This is a genomic window from Priestia veravalensis, from assembly GCF_001457055.1.
GTDB classification, from domain to species: domain Bacteria; phylum Bacillota; class Bacilli; order Bacillales; family Bacillaceae_H; genus Priestia; species Priestia flexa.
Window position 1 is genome coordinate 13195 of the sequence record NZ_KQ758646.1, and the last position, 13282, is coordinate 26476.

13 protein-coding genes are annotated in these 13282 nt (G+C 37.5%); 9 read left to right on the top strand and 4 right to left on the bottom strand.

Going from position 1 to position 13282, the window contains the following annotated elements:
* Positions 1-81: 81 nt before the first annotated feature.
* Positions 82-1614, top strand: a complete 1533-nt coding sequence (locus tag AS180_RS09945) for a Ppx/GppA family phosphatase (protein WP_035320394.1) — start codon at positions 82-84, stop codon at positions 1612-1614.
* 123 nt (positions 1615-1737) lie between these two features.
* Entirely contained in the window at positions 1738-3870 is a 2133-nt protein-coding gene (locus AS180_RS09950; protein ID WP_025909207.1) for an RNA degradosome polyphosphate kinase, read from the top strand.
* 35 nt (positions 3871-3905) lie between these two features.
* Here AS180_RS09950 and AS180_RS09955 read toward each other — a convergent pair whose 3' ends face one another.
* Both AS180_RS09955 and AS180_RS09960 read right to left on the bottom strand, forming a co-directional pair.
* On the bottom strand, positions 3906-4163 hold the full coding sequence (locus AS180_RS09955; RefSeq protein WP_025909152.1) for a hypothetical protein: 258 nt from the start codon (positions 4161-4163) through the stop codon (positions 3906-3908).
* A gap of 99 nt (positions 4164-4262) precedes the next feature.
* Entirely contained in the window at positions 4263-5135 is an 873-nt protein-coding gene (locus tag AS180_RS09960) for a metallophosphoesterase (RefSeq protein WP_025909151.1), read from the bottom strand.
* Between the two features lie 223 nt (positions 5136-5358).
* On the opposite strand from AS180_RS09960, the gene fadH reads away from it, so the two are divergent.
* From fadH to AS180_RS09975, 3 genes are all read left to right on the top strand, one after another.
* Entirely contained in the window at positions 5359-6123 is a 765-nt protein-coding gene (gene fadH / locus AS180_RS09965) for a 2,4-dienoyl-CoA reductase (RefSeq protein ID WP_025909150.1), read from the top strand.
* A 247-nt stretch (positions 6124-6370) separates the two neighbouring features.
* Positions 6371-7582, top strand: coding sequence for an EAL domain-containing protein (locus AS180_RS09970; protein WP_025909149.1), 1212 nt, complete (start codon positions 6371-6373; stop codon positions 7580-7582).
* Between the two features lie 116 nt (positions 7583-7698).
* Positions 7699-8187, top strand: coding sequence for a DUF3993 domain-containing protein (locus AS180_RS09975; protein WP_025909148.1), 489 nt, complete (start codon positions 7699-7701; stop codon positions 8185-8187).
* Between the two features lie 23 nt (positions 8188-8210).
* On the opposite strand, the gene AS180_RS09980 is transcribed toward AS180_RS09975, so the two are convergent.
* A complete protein-coding gene (locus AS180_RS09980; protein WP_025909147.1) occupies positions 8211-8447 on the bottom strand; it encodes a glutaredoxin domain-containing protein in 237 nt (78 codons plus the stop codon).
* Positions 8448-8677: 230 nt separating this feature from the next.
* Between AS180_RS09980 and AS180_RS09985 the strand changes: the two genes are divergently transcribed.
* The 4 genes from AS180_RS09985 to AS180_RS10000 all read left to right on the top strand — a co-directional run bounded on the left by AS180_RS09985 (position 8678) and on the right by AS180_RS10000 (position 12080).
* The gene (locus AS180_RS09985) at positions 8678-8914 is read left to right on the top strand and encodes a YkuJ family protein (RefSeq protein ID WP_025909146.1); all 237 of its coding nucleotides are present in this window, start codon (positions 8678-8680) and stop codon (positions 8912-8914) included.
* Between the two features lie 246 nt (positions 8915-9160).
* On the top strand, positions 9161-10051 hold the full coding sequence (locus AS180_RS09990) for a LysR family transcriptional regulator (protein WP_025909145.1): 891 nt from the start codon (positions 9161-9163) through the stop codon (positions 10049-10051).
* 119 nt (positions 10052-10170) lie between these two features.
* On the top strand, positions 10171-10887 hold the full coding sequence (gene dapD, locus AS180_RS09995; RefSeq protein WP_025909144.1) for a 2,3,4,5-tetrahydropyridine-2,6-dicarboxylate N-acetyltransferase: 717 nt from the start codon (positions 10171-10173) through the stop codon (positions 10885-10887).
* Positions 10888-10952: 65 nt separating this feature from the next.
* Entirely contained in the window at positions 10953-12080 is a 1128-nt protein-coding gene (locus tag AS180_RS10000) for an N-acetyldiaminopimelate deacetylase (RefSeq protein WP_025909143.1), read from the top strand.
* 36 nt (positions 12081-12116) lie between these two features.
* On the opposite strand, the gene AS180_RS10005 is transcribed toward AS180_RS10000, so the two are convergent.
* Positions 12117-12983: a mechanosensitive ion channel family protein gene (locus AS180_RS10005; protein WP_025909142.1), complete on the bottom strand. Its 867-nt coding sequence runs from the start codon at positions 12981-12983 to the stop codon at positions 12117-12119.
* Between the last annotated feature and the right edge of the window lie 299 nt (positions 12984-13282).

Genomic DNA, 13282 nt, shown 5'->3' on the forward strand with positions numbered 1-13282 from the left:
TACTATATGAACAGCGTGAGGAGAAAGTGAGCAATAGAGTAAAGGTTTCATATATACGAAATTAGAAGGTGTTGAACAAAAATGAAAATGAAGCACGGAATGATTGACATTGGGTCGAATACAATGCGACTAGTGATTTATGAAAATAGAGAACGGAAAGGCTTCAAGCAAATTGAAAACCTCAAAGTAGTAGCCAGATTACGTAATTATTTAGATAATGACAGTTTGTTAAACGAAGAAGGCATTCATGTTTTGCTTCAAACGCTACAAACGTTTCAAATTATTACGCGTCATCACGAATTAACACACGTTAGCTGCATAGCGACTGCTACGGTTAGACAAGCTAAAAATAAAGAGTACATTGTCCAGCTGGTTAAAGAAAACACTGACTTCTCAATGAAGATCTTATCGGAATATGAAGAGGCCTTTTATGGTTTTTTTGCCGTGACGAATTCAACTTCAATAGAAGAAGCTGTAACAATTGACATAGGAGGAGGGAGCACAGAACTTACTTACTTTCGAAATAGAGAACTTGTTGAATATCATAGCTTTCCTTTTGGTGCGCTCTCCTTACGTTTGCAGTATGTGAAAGACCATGTACCGACCAATGAAGAAAGAGGCAAAATCCGTGATTTTGTACGAAGTGAATTTCAAACGCTATCTTGGCTTAAAAAACGCTATGTACCAATTGTAGCAATCGGTGGAAGTGCGAGAAATCTTGTACAGCTCCATCAAAGTTTTATTCAGTATCCGCTTGCTGGGGTGCATCAATATAAAATGGCACCTAGGGACATTGCACAAGTGAAAACAATTATTACCCCCTACTCCTACGCTGAACTTCAAAAATTAGAAGGGCTATCCAAAGATCGAGCAGACACCATTATGCCTGCTATTGAAGTGTTTCAAGCCCTGTGTGAGGTCGTAAACGCGCCTTCATTTATTCTCAGTCGTAAAGGGCTTAGAGAAGGAGTGCTATATAAAGAAGCACATGAGCAAAGCCAGGGAACAATGTATCCCGACGTAGTGGAACGTAGTTTTCAAGAACTTGTCGATGACTTTGAAATTAATCCAATTTACGTTCAACAAGTAACGCGTACCGCTACAATGCTGTTTCAGCACCTGCGAGTGAATGCTTTACCAACCTTAACAGATGATGACCTCGAATTGTTAAGAAAAGGGGCTCAAGTGTTTCATTTGGGAGAATATATTGATTCAGAATCCAGCAGTCAGCATACGTTTTATTTATTAGCAAATCGTACAATTGACGGGTTAACGCATTTAGAACGCCTAAAGTTAGCATTAGTTGCTTCTTATAAAGGGAAATCTACGTTTAGACAATATATTGAGCCGTTTCGTGAATGGATTTCAAAAGAAGAACAGAGAAAACTCTTATTAGTAGGAGCTCTATTAAAATTGGCAACAAGCTTAAATGCAACTAAGCGAAATGTGGTAACACATATAGAAGTCAAGATTACGGATGCAATGTTAACTTTTACGCTCGTGTGTAATGGTAATTATAAAGCGGAAGAATACCAAGCTGAAAAACAAAAAAAGCATTTAGAAAAAGTGTTGAAAAAACCTATTGCGTTGAATTTTAAATACATTACGAATTAAAAGGTAATACTATTCCTGTACAAAATAAGAAATAAAAAATATACATGTCGTTCATCTTATCTTTATAATTAGTTCATAATTAGATATTAATTAAAAAAGGAGAGCATTTGGGGGGAAATGTAGATGGTGGATGTGGATAAAATATATAGACTGGATAAAGAAAATGAACTGACAAACCCTTCTTATTATAATAACCGGGAACTAAGCTGGTTGGCATTTAATCAGCGCGTACTAGAAGAGGCGATTGATAAACGGAATGCTCTTTTAGAACGATTAAAATTTCTAGCGATTTTCAGCTCTAATTTAGACGAATTTTTTATGGTAAGAGTAGCAGGAATAAAAGATCAAGTAAAAGCAGGATTTAATAAGCCTGAGAATAAAGCGGGACTGACCCCAAAACAGCAGCTTTCAGCAATCGCGATTAAAAATCATGAGCTCATTAAAGTTCAATCTGAAACCTATATGCATACTTTATTGCCATTGTTAAAACAAGAACAAATCAACTTTGTTTCAATCAAGGAATTAACGACGCATCAGAAAGAGTTTTTAAAATCTTATTTTATAGATCAAGTGTTTCCTGTTTTAACTCCAATGGCAGTTGATGCATACCGACCGTTTCCGATACTTCTCAATAAAAGTTTAAATTTAGCTGTGGTATTAAAAGAAGATAACGAAGAGCAGCAAGTTATGGGGATAAAAGGAAGACTTGCCATTGTGCAGGTGCCTGCGGTTTTAGAACGGTATATTGAACTCCCAACGGATTCATTGGAACGCTCATTCGTTTTATTAGAAGAAGTGATTGCCCACTTTATTCAGCAATTGTTTAGCGGTTATGAAGTAACATCTGTGACGCAGTTTCGCATTACGCGAAATGCGGATATGACCATTCATGAAGAAGGAGCTCGAGACCTTTTAAAAGAAATTGAGAAAGAGCTGAAAAAACGAAAATGGGGCGCTGCTGTGCGTTTAGAAGTAAAAGCCTCTTATTATGATGAACAGGTTCTAGTCTATTTAAAAAGAGTGTTGGATATCCACACGAAAGATGTGTACGTAGTTGACTCACCTCTTGATTTAACCATGCTGTTTTCGTTTTGTGACAAGATTAAAGTGACGCATGAGCATTTAGGTGTTGAAATGTTTATCCCGCAGCCTCCGCAAGATTTAGCATCGGATGAAGATATCTTTGAAAAATTGTTAGAGCAGGATTTGTTGTTTCATCATCCCTACGAGTCGTTTGAGCCGGTTGTTGACTTTGTAGCCGATGCTGCAGAAGATCCTGATGTATTAGCCATTAAACAAACTTTATATCGTGTAAGCGGAGATTCACCCGTCATAAAAGCGCTGCAAAGAGCTGCTGAAAATGGAAAACAGGTTACCGTATTGGTTGAATTAAAAGCACGGTTTGATGAAGAGAAGAACGTTCAATGGGCAAAAAAATTAGAAAAAGCGGGTTGTCACGTTATCTATGGGATGACACACTTAAAAACGCATAGCAAAATTACGCTTGTTGTCAGGAAGCGCCACAATCGAATTGAGCGATTTGTTCATCTTGGCACAGGCAATTATAATGACGCAACGGCTAAAATCTATACGGATATTAGTTACTTAACATCAAAGCGCCAGTTTGGTATTGATGCAACTAATTTCTTTAATTACTTAAGTGGTTATACGCAAAAGCCAGCTTATCACCACTTATCAGTTGCGCCGTTTGATATTCGAGATGATTTCCTTGCGTTAATTGATAAAGAAATAGCATGTCATAAAAAACACGGCAATGGCCGAATTATTGCTAAGATGAATTCCCTGACAGATAAGGCATTAATTATGAAGTTATATGAAGCTTCGCAGGCTGGTGTGTCCATTGATTTAATTGTCCGCGGTACGTGTTGTCTGCGTCCCAAAGTGGAAGGGATTAGCGAACATATTCGAGTGAGGAGTATTATAGGGAGGTTTTTAGAGCATAGTCGCATCTATACATTTCATCACAATGGAGAAAAAAAGGTGTATTTCTCATCTGCTGATATGATGACAAGAAATATGGTAAAGCGCGTTGAAATTCTATTTCCAATTCTCGAAAAATCGTTAAAAAACAGAACGCTAAAATGGTTAAACCTTATGCTTGAAGATAACATAAAAGCTAGAGAGCAGGATGCGAGCGGAAATTACTATTACCTGCCGCAGGGGCAACAAGAAGCTGTTGATAGCCAAAAAGTTTTTAGGCAACTAGCATATCAAGTCATGGAAGATGAAGAGTAAACAAAAAAGCCGATAGAAATCGGCTTTTGCACTTGTTATCGAGGAATGGGGCCAAATCCTGGTGTGCCTGGAGCTCCATAGAAAGTGTTGTAAACATGTGGACCTCCATAGTATGGAGTAGGTGGATATGGGTAGAACGGAGGGCAACAAACCGGGCGTCCACCGAATCCGCTCACTGCTAGTCCTCCAAGTAAGCCACCAGCTAGGCCAGCTACGAATGGCAAAGCAAAAAAGCGCTGTTCACCGTTAGGAGCGGTACGATATACGCCATACGGATAATATTGATGATACATAATTCAACCTCCTTCAATGTTGTCTATGTAGTGTATGGTGGTAGGTTTCATTATGAGTCTGTCTTACTATATGTTTCTAGTGTAATCACAAAAAAACGTCTAACTAGACGTTTTCTTCAGTGTGAATAATGTAATTTCAGGTGTAGCTAAAAATCTAAAAGGAATGCGCGTTGTGCCGATGCCGCGGTTCACATATAGCTGCATTTTGCTTTCTCCAACCTCGTAAAATCCTTCTGGATAAACTGTACCAAAAGGAGGAGTGATTAACGGCCCGAAAAATGGAAGCTGAATTTGTCCTCCGTGACTATGCCCTGATAGCTGTAAATCAACGGGAAATGCCGCAGCTTTAACTGCTACGTCAGGTTCATGAATCATAGCGATTGAAAAAGTAGAAGGCTCTAATCGACTAAGTGTTTGTTCATATTGAGGATCTCCTAACATCACATCATCTAACCCACAAATCTGGATATATTCGCCGCTATCAAGTGTAATGGTGCGTACGTCATTGACTAGAAGTTGGAAGTTTGATTCTTGAATTACATCTTGATAAAGCGTCGTACCATATCCTCCATGATCATGATTTCCGTAAATTGCGTACTTTCCAAGAGGCGACTTTAATCGGTGTAAAATAGGAGGAATTCGATGCGGATAAGCATATTCATTCGGTGCATCCATTAAATCTCCTGTAAACAAAATGACATCAGGTTTGAGGCTGTTAATCTTACTAACAAGCTCTTCTAGCTGCTGAAGATTATAAGAAAGCCCAAGGTGAGTATCACTAAATTGTAAAATTGTCCGATTGTGAAAGCCGGTTGGAATATTGTTTGAAAAGATGTTTTTACGCGTTATCTGGAGTCGCCTTGGCTCAATATACTTCGCATATGTATAACCAAAGGAAGTCGTTAATACAGTTCCTAACGATAAAGAAAGTAAACCTTTTAAAAAAGAGCGTCGTGTATACGTCTTTTTCATTTTAAAATCAACCTATTCTCTTTCATATTGCCATTCTACTTATAATGGCTAAAGTTTAATTATAGCACCTCTGAAAAAAGGATAAAACTTAAAACCCTTATTTACCTAAATAACTAGTAAAAAAAACTTATTTTCGAGAAAAGTGAATAACTATTCATTTCTCTTTTAGATAAAAAAAGGTAGAATAAAAGAGTAAGAGTTTTAATAAAAGGGGGATAACAGAATGAAGGAGAAAGTAGTGATTGTAACAGGTGGTTCAAGTGGGATGGGCAAACATATGGCGAAGCGTTTTGCTAGCGACGGAGCGTATGTCGTAATTACTGGAAGGTCTCTAGAGAGGTTAGAAGAAACGAAGGCGGAGATTGAAACATTTGAAAATCAAGTATTACCTGTGCAGATGGATGTACGAAACCCTGAAGATGTAAAGCGGATGGTAAGTGAAACTGATAAGCAGTTTGGGCGAATCGACTACCTTATTAACAATGCCGCAGGGAATTTTATATGCCCTGCAGAAGAGCTTTCAGTAAACGGTTGGAAAAGTGTTATTGATATTGTGTTAAACGGTACATTTTACTGTAGCTCCGAAGTAGGAAAGTATTGGATTGACCACAAGATTAAAGGAGCCATTACGAATATTGTAGCTACATATGCCTGGAATGCAGGTGCTGGAGTTATTCATTCAGCTTCAGCTAAAGCTGGCGTGTTAACAATGACAAGAACATTAGCTGTTGAATGGGCAAGTAAATATGGTATTCGAGTGAATGCAATCGCTCCTGGACCAATTGAGCGTACTGGTGGAGCAGATAAATTATTTCAATCTGAAAAGATGAAAGCGCGTACACTTAATTCGGTACCACTTAGACGATTTGGTACACCAGAAGAAATTGCAGGACTAGCTGCATTCTTATTTTCGGATGAAGCCTCTTATATTAATGGTGAATGCATAACAATGGATGGAGGTCAATGGTTAAACCAATATCCTTTTTAAATGAAGGAAAAAAGCAGACAGTCGAATGTCTGCTTTTTTGAACTTTATGAAAGCGTTACTTCATTGCAAAGACTAGCAAAAACAGGATTTTCATATTATACTTACTAAAAATGTATATATAGTAATTGAGCACATTGAATGCTACAAAAAAGCTTGAATATTCATTGCGCTTACGTAAACCAATGAAAGTAGATCAAAAGGTCTGGAAAGAGGATTGAATTGAATCTATATGATAAGGGGGAACGTCATGGATCCTTTAGATGTGTTAACAAACATAGAGAACACCCTTCCATATTATCAAGCAATTTTTAGTGCGGATGAACACAAGATTGTTGGGTATGAAGTGTTAGCAAGGATTAAACAAGATGACGAGATTGAAAGTTTAGGAGCTTTTTTTCACGATGATGCGATTCCGGATGAATATCGAATTGAAGTGGATTATGCCGTTTTAACAAAAGCATTGAATCACATTTTAGAGCAGAAAGAAGAGTTTTTAATCTTTATTAATCAAAATCCCAATTTATTGATGAATGACCATGGAGAATCACTGTTAGAACTATTGCAGTATTTTGAAACAAAGGGGTTATCACTTAATCGAGTTGTTTTAGAAATTACTGAGCACAATTTTAATGGTGATATTGAATCTCTTCAGCATTTGTTGAAATATTATCAAACGTATGGCATTAAGGTGGCAATTGATAATATCGGTAAAGAAAGCAGTAACTTAGATCGTATTGGTTTGCTTTCACCAGATATCTTAAAAGTAGATTTGCATATTTTACGACAAACCGCTATGACGCAGTCTTATCAAGACGTTTTGTACTCGTTATCATTGCTAGCGCGTAAAATGGGAGCTACCCTGCTGTATGAAGACATTGAGGCTTCTTACCAGCTGCAATATGCATGGCGTAACGGTGGGAGGTACTTTCAAGGTTTCTATTTACATAAACCATCAGCTGAGTTGGTTGACCCGTTTCTGTTAAAAGATAAATTGAAAAATCAATTTGAAATGTTTATTGCTCATGAAAAGAAAAAATTACAGGCTATTTATGAATTAACGGAGAGTTTCGAAGTGAAAATGCAGCAGTTAATGAGTCAATGTCGCAAGATGGAAGGCTATGACGAGATGCTTCAGTATATTGCGAGTGAGCTTTCAATCGCATGCTTTCGAGTATATATATGCGACGAGAATGGGTTTCAGCGCTCATCAAACTTCTTAAAGAAAGAACATGAATGGATTGCTGAGCCAGATTACCTTCACAAAAACTGGAGCTGGCGTCCGTATTTTCTCGAAAATATCATCCGAATGAATCATGAGCAACGTGGGATTTTATCGGACTTATATAACGATATTGAAACAGGAGAGAACATCCGAACCTTTTCGTACCCAATTGAAAACGGTCATTATCTATTTATTGATATTTCATACGCCTTTTTATATGAGAAAGACGCATTATAAAAAAACATGCCCACTCTTAGTTGGGGGCATGCTTTTTTTTATTTCTAAAAATGAAAGAATATGGGGTTAAAAAGAAGGAAAGCTATTACTAATTAAAACGAAAGGGATGATCGTTTATGAAAAAAGTAGTAGCATCCATAATCATATTTTTATGTGTAGTGTGTTTGTATACGCCCGCCCAGGCTGAAGTCGACGGAGATACGCGCAATGAAATCTTTACTGCGCTACATGAAGCATTTCAAGCACAGCTTCGTTTAACGAACGAGCATTATTCAAAGGAAAAAGCAATGAATACACTGCTTCCATATTTTGAAAAAAGTTATGCAGAGAAATTTCTAGATGACAATATGGTTCAAGAAGCTCAGGGGTATACCGTATACGGTTCTGATTTTGCTCTTCATTATATCCCGTATTTTTCATATGATGAACAGACAAAGGTAGCGGTTCATCCATCTATGCAAAAAGCTTACGTCTTCGAATATTTTCCGGCTGTAAAAGATGGCCCCGTATCTTACGTTGGGCATTATGAGATGCTGACGTTGACTCGCCATGAAGGAAAATGGAAAGTGTCAGGATTTACATATAGTAATCAAAAGCCGAGCTAACCTTTTCTCATAAAGTGTTTAACTTAAGAAAGATCTAAAAGTTTTTCTAGTGTTTGTAAATCAAAACCTTTTACCACATCATTATTGACTTTAACAGTTGGTGTTGAATACGATTGAAATACGTCAATCATACGATTTCTAGCTGCTATATCTTTGGAAACGTCATATTCTTTATATGAAATATTATTGTGTTTTAAAAACAGTTTAACAATTTCACACGGTGGACAAGCTGGTTGTGTATATAACTCTACGTTTTTCATCTTAAAACTCCTTATTGTATAATATGATATTATAATCAAAAACGACAAACTGCGCCATAATAAGCCAATTTCTTACGAAAATTCATGTAAAGTACTTGTGTTTTTTCTGTATGTGGCATATAGTGAAATGGTGTCTTTTATGCATGAGGATTCATGCTGAAGAAATGAGAATGAATAAACAAGCCTTAAATAGGGTAAGTAATGATGTAATCGTTGAAAGGAGAGATTATATGTCACAATTACAAGGTATTTTAACTCGTCTTGTGAATCTCCGTGAGCAAGCAAGTGGAAGTGAAGCACCACAACGCTTCTTCGAAGTAGATGGAAAACGAATTTGTAGCGTGAAATATCATGCGAAAACTGAAACGTTTGAACTTGAAGTATATCAAGATGGCGAGAAGCCAAGCGTTTATCAATTTGATAATATTGACATGATTGCAATTGAGATTTTTGAATTAATTCATTAATGAAGCCATTAATCAGCTTAGATCTGTAAATTGTCGATGATTCGAATTAAAGCCTTGGGTGCACATTTACGTGTATCCAAGGCTTTTTATATGTCAAAAATAACTGATATACTAAACGTCCTTCATTTTATATAAAAAGTTAAAAAGAATCTTGACAATAAATAACTTTTGTCTATCTTTCTGAAGCATTTTTTTATATGATTAGAAGGTGAAAAAGTAAAACAATGTGTTGAGAGGAATAGCAAAATGCAATTAGTAGAATGTCGCATGCTTGTCGTATTGGCCCAAGAATTAAATATGAGAAAAGCAGCTGAGCGCTTATTTGTATCGCAGCCAGCTTTATCACAGCGCCTGCAAACAATTGAGCGGGCATGGGATACTCAAATCTTTATCCGTTCCCAAAAAGGTCTTTCTTTAACACCAGCTGGTGAAAAAATTGTGCAGTTTGCAAAGGAAGTTGTTGAAAAAGAAGACCAAGTAAAAGAAGATCTTCATCATTTAGACACCGAAGTATACGGTACGTTAAAGCTCGCTGTAGCCTCCATTATCGGCCAGCATTGGCTGCCAGCGGTTTTAAAAAAGTATATGGATAAATACCCCCATGCAAAGATTTCCCTTGTAACGGGATGGAGCAGCGAAATGCTTCGCTATATTTACGAAGATGAAGTTCATATCGGAATTATTCGAGGAAATCCCGAATGGAAAGGTGTAAAGGAACATCTCTTTACCGACCCTTTATATTTAGTAGATACTGAAATTGAAGATGCCTCTGAGGTACCAAATAATGATCGACCGTTTATTCAATTTAAAAGTGATTCCACCTATTATCAAGAAATACTCGATTGGTGGCACAGGGAGTTTCATACAACTCCAAAGCGAACGATTGTTGTAGACCAAATTGAGACGTGTAAACAAATGGCTTTAAACGGTCTGGGTTTTGCCATTTTACCGTCAATTGCTGTGAAAGATGCGCAGCACTTACATCGCATTCCACTATTAAAAGAAAATAAAGAGCCGATTACTAGAGATACTTGGTTAGTAGGATATGAGTCAGCGTTTAAGCTGAAACAAGTGCGTGCATTTATGGAAATTGTCAAAGAGTATATCAAAGAACAGCAAGAAAAAGAGCTATCATAATACATCTACGCATTATGTGAAAAAATGAGAAAATTACGTGACTTCTAACTTGTCATGTGGAACTCATTTTGTTACATTAGTAAAATGAAGCAAATGCTAACTTAGGAGGAATACATAATATGAAAATGATGGATGCAAACGAAATTATTTCATTTATTCAAAACAGCACAAAATCAACACCTGTAAAAGTATATGTAAAAGGTGATTTAGAAGGAATCGACTTCGGCGCTTCTTCTAAAACATTCGTAACTGGCAACACAGGTGTTGTATTCGGTGAATGGAAAGAAATTCAAGCTGTAATTGAAGCAAACGAAGGAAAAGTAGAAGATTACGTTATCGAAAACGATCGTCGTAACTCTGCAATTCCGCTTTTAGATATGAAAAATATCAAAGCGCGCATTGAGCCAGGTGCAATCATTCGTGATCAAGTTGAAATTGGAGACAATGCTGTTATTATGATGGGTGCTTCAATCAACATCGGTTCTGTAATCGGTGAAGGTACAATGATCGATATGAACGTTGTAATGGGTGGACGTGCAACAGTAGGTAAAAACTGTCACATCGGTGCAGGTTCAGTATTAGCTGGCGTAATTGAGCCACCTTCTGCAAAACCAGTTGTTGTTGAAGACGATGTTGTAATTGGTGCAAACGCAGTTGTTCTAGAAGGTGTAACAGTAGGTAAAGGTGCAGTTGTTGCCGCTGGTGCAATCGTAGTTGAAGATGTACCACCATATACGGTAGTAGCAGGTACACCAGCTCGTGTTATTAAAGAAATTGACGAAAAAACAAAATCAAAAACTGAAATCAAACAAGAGCTTCGTCAACTAAACGACTAATAAGCGAAAGACACAGAAAGCGTGGGCAACCACGCTTTCTTAACTATAAGGAGGATTTTTGGTACGTGGACATTTCTCAATTTGCTGCTTTGCGCAGAGAATTACATAAAATACCTGAGCTAGGCTTTCAAGAAGTAAAAACGCAAGCGTTTTTACTACGCTATATTGAAAGTCTTCCTCAAGAACACCTTGAAATTAAAACGTGGAAAACCGGCATCTTTGTGAAAGTGAAAGGGAAAAAACCAACGAAAACAATCGGCTATCGAGCTGACATTGATGGTCTCCCAATTACGGAAGAAACTGAGTATGAGTTTTCGTCCACTCATGAAGGTTTAATGCATGCTTGTGGTCATGATTTTCACATGAGTATTGGTTTAGGCATTCTAACACACTTTGCAAACCATCCAATTGATGATAACTTGCTGTTTATCTTTCAACCCGCTGAAGAGGGGCCGGGGGGAGCTCAGCCAATGCTTGAAAGCGAGATTATGGAAGAGTGGAAGCCTGATCAAATTGTTGCGCTACACATTGCTCCTGAATATCCAGTAGGATCAATTGCGGTGAAAGAAGGCATTTTATTTGCGAACACATCTGAACTGTTTATTGATTTAAAAGGAAAAGGAGGACATGCAGCATACCCACATAACACAAATGATATGGTGGTAGCCGCTTGTCAATTGGTTTCACAGCTACAAACAATCGTTGCTAGAAACGTTGATCCATTAGATAGTGCTGTTATTACCGTTGGCAAAATTACTGCTGGAACGGTTCAAAATATTATTGCTGAGCGCGCTCGCATTGAAGGAACCATTCGTACGCTATCTCCTGAGTCAATGGCACGTGTTAAAGAGCGGATTGAGGCTATTGTAAAAGGTGTGGAAGTAGGTTATCAGTGTGAGACAGTCATTGATTATGGTTGTATGTATCATCAAGTTTACAACAATCATGATATGACAAAGGAATTTATGACATTTGCTAGAGCTCAAGAAGAAGTTGAGGTTATTGAGTGTCAAAAAGCGATGACGGGAGAGGATTTTGGTTACATGTTAAAAGAGATTCCTGGCTTTATGTTTTGGCTTGGAGTAAATTCTCCTTATGGTCTTCATCATTCAAAGCTTCAGCCTGATGAGAAGGCAATTGAGGTAGCCATTTCTCTTATTACTCGCTATTTCGAAATGAAAGGCATTGCATAAGAAAACCCCGGAAGCTAAACTTCCAGGGTTTTTTCGTTATCCGTTATCTTTAGCGGGCTGTGGTGATTCACCAGTCGGCTTTTCAACGTATACTTGGTGTGGGAAAGGAATTTCAATTCCATGCGCGTCAAATGCTTCTTTAAACGCTTTACGAAGCTTACGTTCTACTCCCCATTGCTCGCCATTTTTCGTTTTTCCAACTACTCGTAGTACAACGTCTGATGCACCTAGCCCCTGAACACCAAGAACGTTTGGTCCATCTACAATGTTTTCATCTTCTTGTGCAATACGATCACATACTTCTTGTAAAATAGAAACTGCGCGATCAATATCGTCATCATATGAGATGCCAATGTCTACAAGCGCACGCATATTTCCACGAGAGTGGTTGCTTAGGCTTGTAATCTCACGATTTGGCACATAGTGCAATGTTCCGTCAAATCCGCGAATTTGAGTTGTACGAAGTCCTACAGATTCAACAATGCCTGAAAAGCTCCCTGTTGTTACATAATCGTCCACATCAATTTGTTTCTCAAGTAGTAAGAAAAATCCTGTAACAATATCGCTCACAAGTCCTTGCGCGCCAAAACCAATTGCTAATCCCACGACTCCAGCACCGGCAAGAAGCGCTGTTGCCTGCACACCAACAGTTTCAAGTAACATTACAATAACAATAAAGATAAGAACGTATGAAAATACATTTACCATTAAGCTTTTAAGCGTAAGTGCTCTACCTTTTGACACGCTATCACGTTCCATCATACGGTTGAAAGAACGATCAATAATACGAGTTCCAATGGAACGTACGATTAAGAAACCAATTAAGATGAGGATAAGTTTTAACGCAACTACCCCTGCAACTGTCAGAAGTTGTTCCCAATTGACTTCTGAAAAATTCAACATAAAAAATTCATCCTTTCTAAACATAAATCCTTAACTGGAAATAAGTGAAGAAGATAACCATATGTAATGTAAAAACTTGCTTAGTTTCTGGCTCTTTCAGTACATTAATTTATTCCCGCTATTAGACATGCTAAACTTAATTTGTCCCTTTTTGCAAGTCATTAACGTTATTTTTTCTAGAAATGAGCAAAAAAAGTTCGTTTATCTTAGATAAAAATAGGGCATAATATGTATATCGTCCTATTTCATGTAGTTTGTAACGAATTAATAGGTATAATTTACTATATTTAAATGAAGAG